The organism is Amycolatopsis sp. NPDC089917, from assembly GCF_040684635.1.
Taxonomy (GTDB): Bacteria; Actinomycetota; Actinomycetes; order Mycobacteriales; family Pseudonocardiaceae; genus Amycolatopsis.
Genome location: NZ_JBFBGL010000001.1, coordinates 203,851 through 220,880 on the forward strand (window position 1 = coordinate 203,851; position 17,030 = coordinate 220,880).

Annotated in this window: 17 protein-coding genes; 9 read left to right on the forward strand and 8 right to left on the reverse strand. The window is 68.6% G+C overall.

Annotation, left to right across the window (positions count from 1 at the left end; translation table 11 throughout):
- Positions 1-8 precede the first annotated feature (8 nt).
- Positions 9-1,214 (forward strand): epoxide hydrolase, encoded by a 1,206-nt coding sequence (locus tag AB0N89_RS01095; protein WP_364198872.1) that lies wholly within the window; start codon positions 9-11, stop codon positions 1,212-1,214.
- Positions 1,215-1,767: 553 nt separating this feature from the next.
- On the forward strand, positions 1,768-2,748 hold the full coding sequence (locus AB0N89_RS01100) for a tyrosine-type recombinase/integrase (protein WP_364198874.1): 981 nt from the start codon (positions 1,768-1,770) through the stop codon (positions 2,746-2,748).
- A gap of 7 nt (positions 2,749-2,755) precedes the next feature.
- Here AB0N89_RS01100 and AB0N89_RS01105 read toward each other — a convergent pair whose 3' ends face one another.
- Together AB0N89_RS01105 and AB0N89_RS01110 are read right to left on the reverse strand one after the other, a co-directional pair.
- Positions 2,756-3,370, reverse strand: coding sequence for an HAD family phosphatase (locus AB0N89_RS01105; RefSeq protein ID WP_364199251.1), 615 nt, complete (start codon positions 3,368-3,370; stop codon positions 2,756-2,758).
- A gap of 30 nt (positions 3,371-3,400) precedes the next feature.
- Complete coding sequence (locus AB0N89_RS01110) at positions 3,401-3,784, reverse strand: hypothetical protein (protein WP_364198876.1); 384 nt, start codon at positions 3,782-3,784, stop codon at positions 3,401-3,403.
- 66 nt (positions 3,785-3,850) lie between these two features.
- Here AB0N89_RS01110 and AB0N89_RS01115 point away from each other — a divergent pair, with 66 nt between their 5' ends.
- Entirely contained in the window at positions 3,851-4,630 is a 780-nt protein-coding gene (locus AB0N89_RS01115) for a glycerophosphodiester phosphodiesterase (protein WP_364198878.1), read from the forward strand.
- A gap of 60 nt (positions 4,631-4,690) precedes the next feature.
- On the opposite strand, the gene AB0N89_RS01120 is transcribed toward AB0N89_RS01115, so the two are convergent.
- Positions 4,691-5,365, reverse strand: a complete 675-nt coding sequence (locus AB0N89_RS01120; RefSeq protein ID WP_364198880.1) for a transglycosylase family protein — start codon at positions 5,363-5,365, stop codon at positions 4,691-4,693.
- A 270-nt stretch (positions 5,366-5,635) separates the two neighbouring features.
- Between AB0N89_RS01120 and AB0N89_RS01125 the strand changes: the two genes are divergently transcribed.
- From AB0N89_RS01125 to AB0N89_RS01135, 3 genes are all read left to right on the forward strand, one after another.
- Positions 5,636-7,036, forward strand: a complete 1,401-nt coding sequence (locus AB0N89_RS01125; protein ID WP_364198882.1) for an MFS transporter — start codon at positions 5,636-5,638, stop codon at positions 7,034-7,036.
- Between the two features lie 30 nt (positions 7,037-7,066).
- Positions 7,067-7,825 (forward strand): thymidine kinase, encoded by a 759-nt coding sequence (locus AB0N89_RS01130; RefSeq protein ID WP_364198884.1) that lies wholly within the window; start codon positions 7,067-7,069, stop codon positions 7,823-7,825.
- A 226-nt stretch (positions 7,826-8,051) separates the two neighbouring features.
- On the forward strand, positions 8,052-8,399 hold the full coding sequence (locus tag AB0N89_RS01135) for an RNA polymerase-binding protein RbpA (protein ID WP_005151365.1): 348 nt from the start codon (positions 8,052-8,054) through the stop codon (positions 8,397-8,399).
- Positions 8,400-8,556: 157 nt separating this feature from the next.
- On the opposite strand, the gene dapA is transcribed toward AB0N89_RS01135, so the two are convergent.
- On the reverse strand, positions 8,557-9,447 hold the full coding sequence (dapA, locus tag AB0N89_RS01140) for a 4-hydroxy-tetrahydrodipicolinate synthase (RefSeq protein ID WP_364198886.1): 891 nt from the start codon (positions 9,445-9,447) through the stop codon (positions 8,557-8,559).
- A 73-nt stretch (positions 9,448-9,520) separates the two neighbouring features.
- On the opposite strand from dapA, the gene AB0N89_RS01145 reads away from it, so the two are divergent.
- Complete coding sequence (locus tag AB0N89_RS01145) at positions 9,521-10,414, forward strand: LysR family transcriptional regulator (protein WP_364198888.1); 894 nt, start codon at positions 9,521-9,523, stop codon at positions 10,412-10,414.
- On the opposite strand, the gene AB0N89_RS01150 is transcribed toward AB0N89_RS01145, so the two are convergent.
- Entirely contained in the window at positions 10,402-10,776 is a 375-nt protein-coding gene (locus AB0N89_RS01150) for a DUF4406 domain-containing protein (protein ID WP_364198890.1), read from the reverse strand. The two genes, AB0N89_RS01145 and AB0N89_RS01150, sit on opposite strands and share 13 nt — an antisense overlap.
- A 51-nt stretch (positions 10,777-10,827) precedes the next feature.
- Between AB0N89_RS01150 and AB0N89_RS01155 the strand changes: the two genes are divergently transcribed.
- Positions 10,828-11,592: a DeoR/GlpR family DNA-binding transcription regulator gene (locus tag AB0N89_RS01155; RefSeq protein ID WP_364198892.1), complete on the forward strand. Its 765-nt coding sequence runs from the start codon at positions 10,828-10,830 to the stop codon at positions 11,590-11,592.
- On the opposite strand, the gene AB0N89_RS01160 is transcribed toward AB0N89_RS01155, so the two are convergent.
- Genes AB0N89_RS01160 through AB0N89_RS01170 form a run of 3 tightly spaced genes read right to left on the reverse strand, consistent with a single transcriptional unit; the run spans position 11,579 to position 15,585 of the window.
- Positions 11,579-12,346 carry a polyprenol monophosphomannose synthase gene (locus tag AB0N89_RS01160; protein ID WP_364198894.1) on the reverse strand — a complete coding sequence of 256 codons (768 nt, stop codon included), beginning with the start codon at positions 12,344-12,346 and terminating at the stop codon, positions 11,579-11,581. The two genes, AB0N89_RS01155 and AB0N89_RS01160, sit on opposite strands and share 14 nt — an antisense overlap.
- Before the next feature lie 26 nt (positions 12,347-12,372).
- On the reverse strand, positions 12,373-13,965 hold the full coding sequence (lnt, locus tag AB0N89_RS01165) for an apolipoprotein N-acyltransferase (RefSeq protein WP_364198895.1): 1,593 nt from the start codon (positions 13,963-13,965) through the stop codon (positions 12,373-12,375).
- Between the two features lie 9 nt (positions 13,966-13,974).
- The gene (locus tag AB0N89_RS01170) at positions 13,975-15,585 is read right to left on the reverse strand and encodes an amidohydrolase (protein ID WP_364198897.1); all 1,611 of its coding nucleotides are present in this window, start codon (positions 15,583-15,585) and stop codon (positions 13,975-13,977) included.
- A 52-nt stretch (positions 15,586-15,637) separates the two neighbouring features.
- Between AB0N89_RS01170 and AB0N89_RS01175 the strand changes: the two genes are divergently transcribed.
- On the forward strand, positions 15,638-17,020 hold the full coding sequence (locus tag AB0N89_RS01175; protein WP_364198899.1) for a hypothetical protein: 1,383 nt from the start codon (positions 15,638-15,640) through the stop codon (positions 17,018-17,020).
- The last annotated feature ends 10 nt before the right edge of the window (positions 17,021-17,030 follow it).

Genomic DNA, 17,030 nt, shown 5'->3' on the forward strand with positions numbered 1-17,030 from the left:
AGGTTCTCATGTCCCGTTCAACCGACGACGTACAAGCATTCGAAGCCCACGCGACCGACGCCGAACTCGCCGATCTGCGCGCACGATTGGCCGCGGCCCGGCTACCGGAGCCCGAGACGGTCCACCGCGCGGCGCCCGACCCGCGCCGATGGGACCAGGGCGTCCCGCTCGCCGACCTCGTCGACGTCGTGAACCACTGGCGCACCGAATACGACTGGCGACCATTCGAAGAGCGCCTCAACCAGATCGGGCAGTACCGCACGACCATCGACGGCCTGGGAATCCACTTCCTGCACCGCCGATCCGCACGCACGGACGCCACTCCGCTGATCCTGACCCACGGCTGGCCGGGCAGCATCGCCGAGTTCGTCGACGTGGTGGACGAACTGGCCGATCCGGAAGACGGGGGCGCGCCGGCGTTCCACGTCGTCATTCCTTCGCTGCCGGGATTCGGTTACAGCGACAAGCCGGCCACCACCGGATGGGGCACCGAAAAGACGGCGGCCGCCTGGGTGCAACTGATGGGAAAGCTCGGCTACGACAAGTTCGTCGCGCACGGGGGAGACTGGGGAGGAAACATCACCACGGTTCTCGCCGGCCGTTTCCCGGAACGCGTCCTCGGCATCCACACGACCTTCGCGGAGGGGCCGGCCGGATTGCCGACGGACGGCCTGACAGCGGTCGAGCGCAGATGGACAGAGGAAACCCGCGATTTCTGGCACCATCGCGCGGCGTACGCGAAGCAGCAGGCGACTCGGCCGCAGACCATCGGCTACTCGCTCGTCGACTCACCGGTCGGGCTCCTCGCCTGGATCCTCGACAAGTTCTACGAGTGGACGGACACCGAAGACAGTCCGTTCGAGACGATCTCCCGGGACCGGATTCTCGACAACGTCACCCTGTACTGGCTGACGCGTACCGGGGCGTCGTCGGCTCGCATCTACTACGAAAGCCACGCCTCGCTCGATCCCGAACTCCGGGTCGACGTCCCGTCGGCGATCACCATGTACCCACGTGACATCGAGAAGTACCCGCGCGCCTGGGCGCAGGAGCGGTACCGGCAGATCGTCCGCTGGATGGCGCCCGAAGCCGGGGGACACTTCCCGTCACTGGAGGTGCCCGAATACTTCGTCAAGGACCTGCAAGAAGGCCTCGCGGCCGTCCTCGTTGGCTCCGAACGGTTGGCGGGGAGCGCTGATATCTCGACTACTTGACATAATGTACATTATCGGCACTTTGGACGAGCTGGATAACGAGGGTCGAGAGGGGTCTCTGGAGCGTCCTTGAAGGGGTCATTCGGCGCGCGTCGCACACGCAGAGAGTTCCTCTCGTCGCGGTCAGGCGCGGGCGTCGCTCTCTCCGCCACGGTCGGCAGACTTGGCTGCCTGGTGACCCACAGGGTGTCCCTGGACGCCCCCGAGGACGGGAAACCGATGTCCGATCACTCAGCCTCAATACGTCACTGTGACGAATCACCACAGGCGTTCAGGATCCGAAGATCAACGGAGGCCCTGGATCGACCCGAGTCGCCGCCTGGTCGCCCGGGCGGCGACCTTCAGTACCGGAGAACGCCCAGGTAGCGCCCGGATGTCAGGAAAGGGTCGTTCAGGACGAAAAACGTCAGGAACGACCCTTTCCTGACACCTTGGAGGGCTGCGAGCGGACCGAGATCCCCCGCGAGGGACTTCCGGAGCTACCGCTCCGTTTCATGCATAATCACTATTATGCATGAAACGGAATATAACCCAGTGTAAGACTGTCGGTGCCATGCGGTACAAGATGCGCATGAGGGTTTCCGAGGCACAGCAAGCCTTTTTCGCCGCACGTCGTCCCCGTAAGGATTCTCCTCACACCACTGACGCGTACCGCCGCGACCTCGCGGGCATCACCGCTCTCCTGCTCCGCGAGCTGGACCGCTCCCCTGACGAGCTCACTGTCGAGATGCTCACCGCCCAGGCTCTCCGCAACGCATTCGGCGCCTTCGCGGACACCCACGCCAAGAGTTCGGTCCTGCGCGCTTGGTCGACCTGGAACCAGTTCCTCACCTTCTGCGTGTCGGACGGGCTGCTCGCGGGCAATCCGATGGGCGCGGTCGCCCGGCCGAAAGCGCCGCCGTTGACGCCGAAACCGTTGCGGGGCGAGGAAACCCCGGAGCAGTTGCTCGCGGCCGCGGCGGATGGTTCGCGTCGGACGCGGGATCCGTGGCCGGAGCGGGACGTCCTGGTGATCGCGCTCGGACTGGTCGCCGGGCTGCGCGCCGCGGAGATGCGAGCGCTGACGGCGCGGTCCCTTGTCGGACGTCAGGGTGAGATGCGCTTGCACGTCCACGGCAAGGGAAGTCGCGACCGGTCGATCCCGGTGCAGCCGATCATGGAGAAGATCATCGAGGAGTACCTGGCCTCCTGCCGCCGTCGTTTTCCTCAGCAGCGGTTCGGCCCCTCCACTCCCCTCCTCCGGGATCGCGCCGGCGAGCCGATCGGCCGCGGCGCGCTGGAGTACCTGGTCAAGTCCTGCTACCGGTGGGCGGGCCTGCACGACCGGGTGCCGGTCGGGGCGAATCTGCACGCGTTGCGGCACACGTTCGCGACACGGCTGGCCGAGGACGGCGCGACGGCGTCGGAGATCATGGCGCTGCTGGGGCACGCGAGCCTGGCGACCAGTCAGAACTACATCGAGGCGACTGGGCGGGAGCAGCGGGCGGCGGCCGCGAGCAACCGGACGTACCGGGCATTGGACGGGATCGTGTAGGGCCGGTTCAATCACCGGCCCGTATCAGGAGCGCCTCGATCTCGGCGATCGCCTGAGCGTTGTCCCGGTAGCGGACTCCGTGGATACCGACCGCACGGGCAGCGGCGATGTTGGGCTCCATGTCGTCGAGGAAGATCATCTCCTCGGGGCGGACCTTGAGCCGCGCGCAGCTGAGCTGGTAGATCCGTGGATCTGGCTTGCTCATGCCGACTTCGTGCGAGTAGACGATGTCGTCTACGAGGTCCTCGAACCCATACGCGGCCTGCTCCCGCTCCCGGGCGCCGACGAAGCTGTTGCTCAGGATGCCGGTCCGATAGCTCGGGCGCAGCCCCCGGCAATACTTGATCAGCTCGGTGTTGCCGGTGCCCAGATACTGCTCCCAGGCATCCGCCATGATCAGGTCGGCCTGTTTCCTGGCGACGCCTAGCCGGTCGCTGATCGCCTGACGCACCTCGTCCTCGGTGACCCCGCCGATGGCCCCGGCTGCCCAGACGTCAGCCAGGCGTCGGCCGAACTCACCCTCCACGAGACCGAGCCTGACCTCCCACCGCCTGCGGACCCCGAGGTCGGGCGCGATCTCCAGGACGTCGCCGATGTCGAACACCGCCGCGCGAATCGCCATGATCGCCACCGTCCTACGCTCCACGCAGGATCAGCGGAGCTGTTCGAGGTCCTTGGCGGCCTGGGCGATCTCGCCGGCGAGACCGCGGAGTTCGGCGATGGAGGCACCGTCGTCGGCCGCGGTGACGACGTCTTCGGCGGCGCAGCGGAGTTGGAAGAGCCTGTCCTGCAGGGTGGCGATCTCGGTGTCGGAGAGGACGACGGCGTCTTCCGGGAGGCCGCTGCGCTGCAGGGCGGTGCGGCGTTCGTAGGCTCGCTGGCGGCAGGATTGCCCACAGTAACGGCGGCGCCTGCCGACGTTGCCGCCTTGTTCGAGTCGTCGGCCGCACCAGCCGCAGTGCTTGGGTGCTCCGGCGCGGCGCAGCTCGGACACCTCTTCAGCGGACGTCTTCGGGTGTTCGGCCACTTCCCTCACGAACCAGACCCTAGCTGGCCATCGAACGCTCACGCCGGGGCCACGGCGGAAGTGCACACTAGTGGGGTGCCGACACTGTTTCCTTACCTCGCCGACCCTCTCCCGCGTGCCTTCGCCCATCGGGGCTGGCACCTCGGTGACCTGGAAGGACTGGAGAACTCGCTACCGGCTTTCCAGCAGGCGGTGACGGAGGGTTATCGCTACCTCGAGACGGATGTGCACGCGACGTCGGATGGCGTGGTGGTCGTGCATCACGACGCGTCGCTGGACCGGACGACCGATGGTGCGGGATTGATCTCCCGGCAGACTTGGGCGCAGCTGAAGTCGGTCAAGATCGGGGGTCGTGCGCCGTTGTCGCGGCTGGAGGACGTCCTGGAGGAGCTGCCGGAGGCGCGGTTCAACGTCGATGTGAAGTCGAACGACGCGGTGGTGCCCTTCGTGCGGGCGATCGAGCGGACCGGCGCGCATGACCGGGTGGCGGCGGCGTCGTTCTCGGACGCGCGGTTGGCGCGGATCCGGAAACTGGCGGGGCCGAAGCTGGTGACGGCGATGGGGCCGCGTTCGGTGGCGGTGATGTGGGCGAACGGGTTTCTGCCGCTGGTGTCGTTGCGGGCGTTGTCGCCGGGTGTGATGGCGCAGGTGCCGGTGCGGCAGGGGCGGTTGAAGGTGGTGGACCGGGCTTTTCTGCGGCAGGCGACGCGTGGGGGTTTCGAGGTGCACACGTGGACGGTGGACGATCCGGCGGAGATGCGGTCGCTGCTGGACCTGGGGGTGCACGGGATCGTGACGGATCGGCCGGATCTGCTGCGTGAGGTGCTTCGTGAGCGGGGTGCTTGGCCTTCGTGATCTCCGCGTTTAGTCCTCTGAATGCGCTCACACCGCATTCAGAGGACTAAACGCGAGGGGTTACCGGGGTGGTTTGCCGTTCCAGGCGGCGTCCCAGGTCTTGGGGCCGAGGCGGCCCGAGTCGTTGATGCCGTTGGCGCGCTGGAGGGCGAGAACGGCTTCGCGGGTCTTGTCGTAGTAGCAGCCGGTTCCGGTGAAGCCGTAGCCGTAGGCGTTCATTCGCAGCTGGAACTGCTTGAGCGGTGCGGCGCAGTCGCCGTAGGCGTAGACGACGCCGGGCCAGTCGGGTTTGGGTCCGCCGGGCGGTGCGGGCGGGACAGGCTTCGGCTTGGGCGGAGGCGGCGGTGCGGGTTGTCCTCCCCCGCCGATGTAGGCGGAGTCCTCATAGGACGGGACGCGTTTGCTGCGGGCGTCGCCGTCGTTGCGGAAGCCGAGTTTGCCGGCGCATTCCCAGGGTTGCCAGCCGCGCATGCGGTAGAGGTAGAGGGCCCGGTAGTCCTGTTCGCGGGGGCTGGCCTGGTCGGGGCGTCCTTGGCCGCCGACGCTGCGCCAGGTGGGCAGGTCGAACTGGTAGGCGCCGTAGTAGCCGTTGCCGGTGTTGATGTTGTAGCGCCCGCTCGATTCACACATGCGGAGCTTGGCCCAGTAGGAGCCGTGGGGATCCGCGGCGGCGGATCCGGTGATGGCGATCTGCAAGCCCGTCACGGCCAGGGCGAGCAGGAGCGTTCTCGCCACCACGCGGTGTGCTGTGCGAAGGCGATGGGTCCTCATGAGCGGAACAGTAAATAACGGACACATGCTTCACAAGAGTCACAGCTTGACCACCAGCCTCACATGAAACACACGCGGTTCGTGGCAGCGACACGCCGACGATGGTCCGGCGGATGGCCGGGAAGGGTTGGTCACGCGTCGAAACGAACACGGTCCGGACTCGTGCCGGACAGGCGGGCTTGATCACCAGTAGTCTCCCGCTGACCTCGACATTCTCGACTTCAGGAGTAGTGCATGACGGTGGCCGTGACCCGTGAACGCAAGCGGGTGTGGCGGGCTTGGTACCTCTACGACTGGGCCAATTCGCCGTTCTATTCGTCGGTCATCACGGTGTTCGGCGCGCTCTATTTGAGCGAGATCGCGTCTGCGGATGCCAAGACGAATTTCACCCTTAACGGGGACAGGCCGTGTACCGATTCGAGTGGAGCGTCGAGCACGTTGCAGAGCTGCGACGTCTCGTTGTTCGGGCTGCATTTCCCCGCGGGGTCGTTGTGGGGGTATCTGCTGTCGATCGCGACGGTGACGCAGGTGCTGGTGCTGCCGATCGCCGGCGCGGTCGCGGATCGGAGCAGGCACAAGCGGCGGATCCTCGGCGGGTTCGCGTTCCTGGGCGCGGTGGCGTCGGCGCTGATGTTCTTCATCGCGGGGACGAACTGGGAGATCGGCGTCTGGACGTTCATCCTGGCGAACATCGGTTACGGCGGTGCGCTGGTCGTCTACTACTCGTTCCTGGTGGACATCGCGGAGCCGGACGAGCGGGACGCGGTGTCGTCGAAGGGCTGGGCGTTCGGCTACCTCGGTGGCGGTCTGGCGCTGGCGCTGCAGCTGGGCTTCTTCATGGGGCACGACTTCTTCGGGGTGAGCGAGGGTCTGGCGATCCAGATCTGTTTCCTGACGTCGGGGATCTGGTGGGCGGTGTTCACGGTCCCGGCGGTGCGGGCACTCCCCCAGATTCATGTGCCGAAGTCGGCTGAGCGTGGCCTGTCGGTGCTGACGGCCGGGTTCAAGGAGTTGAGGCAGACGATCAAGGAGGCTCGGGCCTATCCGCTGACGCTGGCGTTCCTCGGGAGCTACCTGGTCTTCACCGACGGGATCACGACGGTGGTGGCAGTGTCGGCGCAGTACGGGAAGGACGAGCTGAAGTACAGCACCCAGGTGCTGATCGTCACGATCCTGGTGATCCAGTTCCTGGCGTACGCCGGGGCGATGATCCACGGGGCGATCGCGGCGCGGATCGGGGCGAAGAAGACGATCTTGGGCAGTCTGGTGGCCTGGGTGGTCGTGCTGACCTTCGCGTTCTTCATCGAGGCGGGGCAGCCGTTGCAGTTCTACGCGGTGGCGGTCGGGATCGGGCTGGTGCTGGGTGGGACGAACGCGTTGTCGCGGTCGTTGTTCGGGCAGATGATCCCCGAGGGGAAGGACGCGCAGTACTTCTCGCTGTACGTGGTCGGTGAGCGGGGTACGTCGTGGCTGGGTCCCCTGCTGTTCGCGGCGGTCGGGCAGATCACCGGGTCGTTCCGGTGGGCGATCATCGCGTTGGTGATCTTCTTCGTGCTCGGTTTCGTGTTCGTGTGGCTGGTGCCGGTGCGCCGGGCGATCGAGGCGGCGGGCAACCGACCACCGGCGGTGCTGTGAGGGCAAGGCCTGCCGATAGGGTCGACCGTCGTGACCGTACTGAAGGAGAGTGGCCCGGACCCCACGGACGCGTTGTCGTCGGTGCCGGTGGCGGGTTCACGGCGGGGTGTGCCGGTCGTCGGGAAGTTGAAGTTCTGCTACGGGCCGATGGACTGCGGGAAGTCGACGCTGGCGTTGCAGATCGACCACAACCACGCGCGGCAGGGTCGTCGCGGGATGGTGCTGGTGCGGCACGACCGGTCCGGTGAGCCGCAGATCACCAGCCGGATCGGGTTGACGCGCAAGGCGATCGAGGTGGGGAACGAGACCGATCTGCGGTTGCTGGTGCGTGAGCAGTGGGCGGCCGGGCGGCACGTGGACTACTTGATCGTCGACGAAGCTCAGTTTTTGTCACCCGTTCAGGTGGATCAGCTGGCCGAATTGGCCGATGACGTCCAGATCGACGTGTACTGCTTCGGGATCGCGACGGATTTCCGGAGCGTGCTGTTCCCCGGAGCGGCGCGGCTGTTCGAGCTGGCGGACGAGTTGCAACCGGTTCAGGTCGAGGTGTTGTGCTGGTGCGGGCAGACGGGACGGTTCAACGCGCGGGTGTCCGAGGGTGAGGTTCTGCGGGCCGGGGACACTGTCGTCGTGGCGGATACCGAGCAGTCGCTAGTTGAAACTTCATCGGCATCACGTTCCGAGGGCGAACCGAACACTGTCCGTTATCAGGTATTGTGCCGTCGGCACTTTCGACTGGGCGACCTGGGGCCCTCCTCGGCCCAACACGGTCAGTTACGGTTGACGTGACAGGCGTACTACTAGCCCATCTGGGGGATATCCGCACCAAGATGGCCGTATTGACGTCACGCCAGAGCGCGAAATCACTCCTACTAGGAGAAGCTGTTGCCACCGGGTGACACAGCTCATCGTGAGCAAGGACATGGTGTCCAGGGAATCCTCTGGCCCCCTCCGTCGTTGCATAGGGTGAGCATCACCCTGGCTCCACCCGGAGCTGACTGAAAGGACCCCCATCATGGCCGACCGTGTTCTCCGTGGAAGCCGGCTGGGAGCGGTCAGCTACGAGACCGACCGCAACCACGACCTCGCCCCTCGCCGCACCGTGCGCTACGCCTGCCCCAAGAACCACGAGTTCGAGGTGCCCTTCTCCGACGACGCCGAGATCCCCTCGGTGTGGGAGTGCAGGCTGCACGGCAGTGAGTCCGAGATCGTGGACGGCGGGCAGCCGGAGCAGAAGAAGGTCAAGCCCCCGAGGACGCACTGGGACATGCTCCTGGAGCGCCGTTCGATCCCGGAGCTCGAAGATCTGCTCAACGAACGTCTCGCCGAGCTGAAGGGACGCAGGACCACCCGGTCCGCCTGACGCACGGCACAAGTAGCTAGCCCCACCACGAATCGGCGAAGCCCCCGCGACCTCCCTCCGCGGGGGCTTCGCCGTGTCCCGGGGATGTCAGGAAAGGGTCGTTCAGGACGAAAAACGTCAGGAACGACCCTTTCCTGACATCCCCGGCGAACGTGAGTCAGGTGACCGCGGCGAGCGGTGTCAGCACCTCGTGCAGTCGCCGCAGGTGCTCCGGCGGGGATTCGAGCAGCGGAAGCCGGACCGTCGCGTGCGGGATCACGCCGAGCTCGGCCAGGGCGGCCTTGGCCATGATCGCTCCCTGCGAGGTACGCATGATCGCGTCCGCGAGGGGAAGCACCGTGGCGTTGATCGCTCGTGCGGTGTCGAGGTCTCCCCCGCGTACGGCTCGGATAAGCTCGGCGTTGCGGTCGGCGAAGGCGTTGCCGACGACGCTGACCAGGCCGGTGGCGCCGGTGGCGAGATACGGCAGGTTGAGTTCGTCGATCCCGCAGTAGTAGGCCAGCGGGGCGCGGGTCATGACGGACATCGCTTCGAACAGGTCGCCTTTGGCGTCCTTCACGGCCCAGATGCGGGGGTGGCCGGCGAGCTCGATCAGGGTGGACGCCTCCATGGCCGTCCCGGTGCGGGCGGGGACGTCGTAGAGCATCACGGGCAGTTCGGTGGCGTCGGCCACGGCCAGACAGTGCGCCACGATCCCGGCTTGGGTCGGCTTGGAGTAGTAGGGGCAGACGAGCAGGAGCGCGTCGGCGCCGGCGGCCTCGGCTTCCTTCGCGCGCCGGATGCAGGCGGTGGTGTCGTAGGTGCCGACTCCGGCGATCACACGGGCGCTGTTCCCGGTCAGGTTCGCCGCGGTGCGGACGAGCCGGGCGGACTCGGTGTCGGTCAGGGTGGGTGATTCGCCGGTGGTCCCGCCGACGACGATGCCGTCGCAGCCGGTGGTGAGCAGGTGGTCGACCAGGCCGGTGATGCCGGGTTCGCTGAGTGCGCCGCCGGGTTCCATCGGGGTGACCATGGCGACGAGGTTGGAGCCGAAGAGCGGTTCGGTCATGCAGCCGATCTTCTCGAGGGCGATACCTGTGGTCCAGCGATGCTTTTTAGGCTGTATTGCGTAGCATGGCTTCATGATCGAGGTCGGTGCGTTACGGGCACTGCGGTCGGTGGCTGCTCTGGGGACGCTGGCGCGGGCGGCGGACGAGCTGGGGTTCACCGCCTCCGCGGTGTCGCAGCAGATCAAGCGGTTGGAGCGCCAGGTCGGGATGCCCGTTCTCGCTCCGGCGGGACGCGGAGTGGTCCTCACGCCGGCCGGGCAGGCCGTCGTCGACTCGTCGCTGGAGGTGTTCCAGGCGCTGGAGCGTTGTGCCGAGGCCGCTCAGTCGGTCGCGGAGGGCGCGCCTCGTGGCGTCCTGCGGGTGGCGGCGTTCTCGACGGGGATCCGCGGTTTGCTCGCGCCCGTCCATCCCCGGCTGTTGCGGCGCTACCCCGATCTCCGCCTGCACATCACCGAGCAGGATCCCGACCAGGCGCTGCACAGTGTCGATGCCGGAACCGCCGATCTCGCGCTCCTGCACGACGCCGACGGTCTGCCTGTCCCCGCGTCGTCCGCCTTGTCCCGGCGCCTGATGCACACCGACCTCGGCGACGTCGTCATGGCCGAGACCCACGCGCTGGCGCGGGCCGAGTCGCCGCTGGACGGTGCGGCCCTGGCCGGTCACGCGTGGGTGACGAGTCCGCCCGGCACGGTCTGCCATCAGTGGTTCCGGCGGCTGTTCGCCGGTTCGGACGAGGAGCCGGATGTGCGGCATCTGGTGGACGACTTCTCCACGCAGCTCTCGCTGGCCGCTTCTGGCGAGGTTCTCGCGTTGATCCCGCGGCTGGCTCGTCCTCCCTTGAGCGAGGGGCTGGTCGTCCGGCCGTTGCGGCGCCCGCCGATGCGCGAGGTGCACGCGGCGTGGCGCCGCAGCGCCGAGGCCAGCCCGGCGATCAAGGCGGTGCTGACGGAGCTTCAGGCTGCCTGATAGCCCGGGATGTCTTCGATGTGGTGATAGACCGGCAGCCCGCGGGACAGGGCGATCGCGACGTCCTGGTCGGCGCCGGTGGATTCCCCCGGCAGACGCAGGACGGCGTCGCAGTGGTGCAGCAGCCGGTCGGCCGTCGGGTACATGACCTCCTTGGCGACCGGGTCGGCCACGGTCTTCCCGCCCGCGCCGCGCAGTACCGGGAGCGCGACCCATTCGCCGATCATCGGCACGTGCCCGCAGCGGAAGATCGGCCAGGCGGCCTCTTCGAGCCGGGCGAGGTTGCGGGCGAGCAGTTCGGGGTCGTCGCCGGTGCCGGAGCGGAACGGGCCGGCGATGAGGATCATCAGAGGTTTGCTCATGCACCGGAGCATAATGTGCAACAATCGGCAGGAACAAGGAGGAATGTGCACATGTTGGCTGCGCAGCGCCGAGACCTGCTGATGGAACGCTTGAAGACCGACGGCCGGATCGTGGCCAAGGACCTCGCCGCCGAACTCGGCGTGTCAGAGGACAGTATCCGCCGTGACCTGCGAGAACTCGCGGACGCCGGACTCTGCCAGCGGGTCTACGGCGGAGCTCTGCCGGTCTCCCCCGCCACCGCCGACTACGCGACCCGGATGGCGGTCAGCGTCGCGGGCAAGGAGCGCATCGCAAAACGTGCAGCAGCGTTGATCCGGCTCGGCTCGACCGTCATTCTCGACGGCGGCACGACGGCGCTCGCGCTGGCCAAGGCGCTCCCCGTCGACCTCGAAGCGACGATCGTCACGCACAGCCCCACCGTCGCGGCCGCGCTCGTCACGCATCCGAAGGTCGAGGTGTTCCTGATCGGCGGGCGGCTCTTCAAGCACTCGGCCGTCACGTGCGGCGCGGCGGCGGCGGAGGCCGCCGAGGGGATCAACGCGGATCTGTTCTTCCTCGGCGTCACCGGCGTCCACCCCGAGACCGGGCTGACCACCGGAGACTCGGACGAAGCCGCGATGAAACGGACCCTCGCCAAACGCGCCGCCGACACCTACGTGCTGGCCAGCTCCGAGAAAATCGGCGCGGCCTCGCCGTTCACCGTGCTTCCCCTGTCCGACGTCGCGGGCGTGATCACCGACGCGGCGCCGGATGAACAGACGGTGAAGGACCTGGGGAAGCTCGGGGTGAGCGTTCTGGGGGTCAGCTCTTCTTGACCAGCCCGCGAAGCTGCTGCCAGCGACGCTTGATCCCCCACATGCCGACCAGGACGATCGCCTCGCGCACAACCGAGCCGCTCATCTTCGACTGACCGACCTCACGTTCGGTGAAGGTGATCGGCACCTCGACCACCTCGAAGCCGGCGAGCGCGGTGCGGAACGCCAGGTCGATCTGGAAGCAGTAGCCGCGCGAGGCGATCTCGTCGAGCGGGAGCTTCTCCAGCACCGTGCGGCGGTACGCGCGGAAACCCGCGGTGATGTCGTTGATCTTCGTGCCGAGCGCGATCCTCGCGTAGAAGTTCGCCAACCACGACAGCGCCTTGCGCTGGAACGGCCAGTTCACCGTGCTGCCGCCGGGAACGTAACGCGAGCCGATCGACAGGTCCGAGTCCTCCAGGGCCGCCAGCACCCGGGGAAGGTCCTCCGGGGCGTGCGATCCGTCGGCGTCCATCTCGACGATGGTCGCGTAGTCACGGGCGAGGCCCCAGCGGAATCCGGCGACGTACGCTGCGCCCAGACCGGCCTTCTCGGTCCGGTGCATGACCTGGATCCGCTCGTCGGCCTTCGCGAGCTCGTCGGCGACGTCTCCGGTGCCGTCGGGGCTGCCGTCGTCGACGACGAGGGCGTTCACGTCAGGGAGAGCCTTGAACAGGCGTTCCAGGATCGGGCCGATGTTGTCCCGTTCGTTGTACGTCGGGACCACCACCAGCACCGGGTCGATTCCCTGGGCCCCCCGTGGCGCCTGCGCCATCCGCTTTTCCTCCGTGTTCCGGCGGGTCAGCCCGCCGCTTCCCTCGTTGCCTTGGTGGCGCTCGCGCGCCGGGTGCGGACACGGATCACGTACCCGCCGGTAACCCCGGCGATCGCCAGGGCCAGCAGCCCGTACTCCGTGGTTACACCGAGTAGATCCGACAGCGTAGTCTGCTGCCTCAGCGGTACGCGCCCGACCAGGGAATCTGCGGTGAACAGGCTGGTGGAGGCCGCGATCGATCCGTCAGGAGCGACGAGCGCGCTCACTCCGCTGGTGGCCGAGACGACCACCGCGCGCCCGTGCTCGACCGCCCGCAGCCGCGACATCGCCAGCTGCTGGTAGCTCATCTCCCCCGGTCCGTACCAGGCGTTGTTGGTCGGCACGACGAGCAGTTCCGCGCCGTCGGCGACCGATTCCCGGGCTGGGTAGTCGAACGCGGTCTCGTAGCAGATGAAGACGCCGACCTTGGTGCCCGCGACCGACAGTGCGGCGTTGGCGCCGTCACCCGGCGTCATGTTCGCGACGCTGTCGACGAACGGCGTCACCAGCTTCGCGACCTCACGGGCGGGAACGTACTCACCGAAGGGCACGAGCTGCTGCTTGGCGTAGCGCTGACCGGGGCCGGTGACCGGATCCCAGACGAGCGCGGAGTTCTGTGCCGTGCCGTCGGGCAGCCGGACCAGCGCGCCGATGATCGCCTGCTTGCCGAAGTCGCGGACCATCCGGTCGACACCGGCGTCGCCGGCGCGCATGGCCATCGCGGTCTCCGGCCAGATCAGCAGATCGACCTTGGTGTTGTCCGCCTTGAGTTTTTCGAGCAGCCGGGCACTCTCGGCGAGGTGGTTGTTCCGGAGCTCGTCGCGGCGGCCCTCCAGCGCCAGACCGATGTCGGGGGCGTTGCCCTGAACCGTGGCGACGGTGAGCTCGCCGTCCTGGGCCTCGGTCCCGATCGTCGGCCACACCGCGAGTCCCGCCACCACCGGCACCAGCGTCAGGACCGACGCGGCCACCAGGGAACGCCGCGGGTCGGCACCCTTGAGCCGCAGGCACAGCGCCGCGAGCCCGAACCCGGTCAGCACGACCGCGAGGCCGACCAGCGGAGCGCCGCCGATCGAGGCGAGCGAGACGAAAGCGCCCTCGGGCTGGCTGAACGCCACGCGGCCCCACGGGAATCCGCCGAACGGGAACCAGGCGCGCGGTGTCTCCAGCGCGATGACCACCAGCGCCGCCCACAACGGTCCCAGCGGCAGCCGCCACACCACGGTGGCGAAGGCCCCGCCGAAACCGAGGTACACCGACAGTGCCATCGCCAGCCCGAGCCATGGCCATGGCCCGAAATCCGGCCCGAGGAAGTCCAGCAGCCAGGTCAGCAACGGCAGGAAGAACGCCATCCCGAAGACGAACGCGTAGCCGAACGCGCCCCGGAACCGGCGTCCGTGCACCACGAGTGCGAAACCGGTGAACGCCAGCGGCGCGAGCCACCACAGCGGACGCGGCGCGAAACTCAGGTACAGCGTGAAACCCGACGCCGCGGCGACGAGGAATCGCAGGAGCCAGGCGCGGGAGAACCGCTTCCGGGGAGCTGCTTCGGGGTCCGGGTTCGTCACGGTCGGGGGCACCCCTGAACCCTAGGCCGTCCGGGTGAACACATCGTGGATGACCTGCCCGCTGCGGACCGTCCGCAGGCAGCGGGGCAGCGTCGCCCCCTCTTCCAGGTTCGGCAGCGGCGGCACACCGGCCCGAGGGTCGGTCGACCAGCGCTGCACTCGCGAGTCCGGGGTCGCGACGACCAGATCGGTGGCGTCCCAGATCGCGTAGTGCGCGGGAGCGCCCGGGACCAGGCTGCCGGTGACACCGTCGTTGACCCCTGCGGCGCGGTGCCCCGCACGCGTGTGGGCGGTGAAGGACGCGCGGGCGGACAGCCCCGACCCAGGGGTGCGGTGATACGTCCCGGCCCGGACAGTCGCCCACGGATCAACCGGGGTGACGGGTGCGTCGGAGCCGAAGGCGAGCAGGAGCCCTTCGGCCGCCATGGCGGCGAAGGGATTGAGCTTCGGGGCGCGCTCGGCGCCGAGGCGGTCGACGTACATGCCGTGCGTGCCGCCCCATTCCGCGTCGAACTGCGGCTGGACCGAGGCGACCACGCCCCAGCCCGCGAGTTCCCGTGCCTGCACCGCGTCGATCATCTCGACGTGTTCGAGCCGGTGGTGCCGGGCGGCCAGCGCCCGCTTGCCGACGGTCTTCTCCGCGAGCCGGAATCCTTCGACGACTTCGGCGACGGCGGCGTCGCCGATGACGTGGAAGCCGGCTTGGAGTTCGGCTTCGGTGCAGGCACTGATGTGCTCGGCGATCGCGGGGGCGTCGAGGTAGAGCGTCCCGGAGGTGCCGTGGGAGTCGGCGTAGGGCTCGTGCAGCGCCGCGGTGCGTGAGCCGAGCGCGCCGTCGACGAACAGGTCGCCCGCCACTCCCCTGGCGCCCAGCGCGCGGGCGGTGTCGACGCCGCCGCGCTCGCCCCAGTAGCCGACGACTTCCGGCAGTCCGGGGTCCGCGGCGAGCGTGAGCAGGTCGGTGAGGTCGTCGGCGCCGGAGATGTCCGGGCCCGCGCATTCGTGCACGCTGACGACCCCGCGTGCGGCGGCTTCGGCGAGGAACGCGCGCTGGGCCTCGCGTCTCTGCTGCGGGGAGATCGCCTCGCGCATCGCGGCGCGGACGCGGTGGTGCGCGTCGCGGGTCAGCGGGCCGTCGGGCGACCAGCCCGGCGCGTCGTGCACGCCGGCGGCGAGTGCGACGAGGGCGCTGGAGACGAGCGCGGAGTGGACGTCGACGCGGCTGAGGTACACCGGGGTTCCGTCGGCGGCCTCGTCGATCTCCGCGCGGCTGGGCAGCCTGCCGTCGGTCCAGCGCGACTCGTCCCAGCCGTGCGCGACCAGCACCTGGCCGGGACGGACGGCGCCGCGGACCGCGGCGAGCAGTTCACCGGCACCGCGGACGTCCGTGAGGTTGAGACCGGTGAGGTGCAGGCCGGTCGCGGTGGCGTGGACGTGCGCGTCGACGAAGGCGGGGGCGACGAAGGCGCCGTCGAGGTCGACCACCTCGGCGTCGGGATGCAGTGCTTTGGCCGGGCCGTCCTGTCCCACCCAGACGACGGTGCCGTCCGTGATCGCCATGGCGGTGGCGTCGGGGGCCGAGGGGCTGTAGACGCGCCCGCCGAGCAGGAGCGTGGTTCGCGCGTTGGTCACCCTTCCGAGTTTGCAGCGTGCGGATGATCACCACGTGGTTAGGGTCGATGAAATGAGCTGGGGAGCCGAAAACACGAAGTCAGCGGTCGTCGGGACCGCTTTGTCGGCGAGCTTGGGGCTCGGGGCGGTGGTCGTTTTCACCGCGGTCCGCGACACCGCGATCCTGCGGCCGCTCATCGCACTGGTGGCGCCGCAGGCATGGCCGTCGGATCTGGTGGCGGTCTCCCTGTTGCCGATGGCGGCGGTGCTCGCCGCGGTGTTCCTGAGCCGGTGGTGGCCGTGGCTGCTGGTGGCGGGGGTCGTGCTGTCCCTGCCGACCGCGCTCGTGCACCTGTTCCCGGACCTGGCCGCACATCCGTCGCTGTCGATCGTCGCCCTTGCCGGACCGCCAGTGGTGCTGCTGGCCGTGTTCGCCGCCGCACAGGATCTCCTGCGGCGAGGCGCCCGCACGGCCGGGCTCGTGGTCATCGGGCTCGCCGTCGGGACACAGTTGTTCGCCGCGAGCCTGGCAGGCGCGTCCTGGCTCATGCTCGCGCCCGGCGGTCTGGCCTGGCATCTGATCCTGACCGCAGTGAGCGTGGCCGGGGCGGTGCTGGCCGTCGTCACCCGTGGTGCCCGGGCGCGGGACGCGGAATGGCCGGAATCGCGTCCGCTGACGGCGCGGTTCGCGGCCGCCGCGATCGTGGCGGTACTGCTGCCCATGGCCGTCCAGGCGGTGGACGTGGTGAAGGTCAGCGAGATCCTGGAGCTGCCGGTCGCATCGATCGCCAGGCATCCCGAAGTCGTCGTGGCCATCGGGGGGCTGATCGTGCTCGTCGGCGGGGTCGTCGTGTGCGCGCTCGCCGGTTCGCGGGCGTTCTTCGCCGCGGCGACGTCGGCGAGTGTGCAGGTCGGGGCGATGGCGCCGCTGCTGCTGGCGGTGTACTCGGTGGCGTTCCAGCCGGTCCTGAGCTGGCTGGCGGCCGCGGCGGGCGTCGCCGCCGGGTGTCTGGCGGGGGCGTCGCGCTGGAGGGCGCAGTTCGCGGTCGGCGGGGCCGTGGTGTCCGCGCTCGTGCTGTTCATCCTGGATCTGGGGACCGGCGGGGTGCCGGAGAAGCTGATCGACCACGAAGCGGTGATCCCGGGTGCGTTGCTGCTGGCGCTGCTGTGCGCCACCGTCGTCGCGGCGATCGTCACGACCGGCCCTCGTCTCGCGGAGGACGGTGTCGTCGTACCCGTGCTCGGCCCGCTGGCCTCGGTGCTGGTGTTCGGTGGCGCCGGTGCGATGACCGCGGTCGGCGTCCGCGACGAGAACGCGCCATCGACCCGGCTTGAAGCGGTTCATCACCTGGGTTATTCGGCCGGCCTGCTGTTTCTCGCCGCCGCGTTGATCGCCGGAATCGCTGCCGTCGAACACCTTCGCGCTCGTTCGAAGCAGGAGGCAGTGTCGGCCTGACACTCCGGGC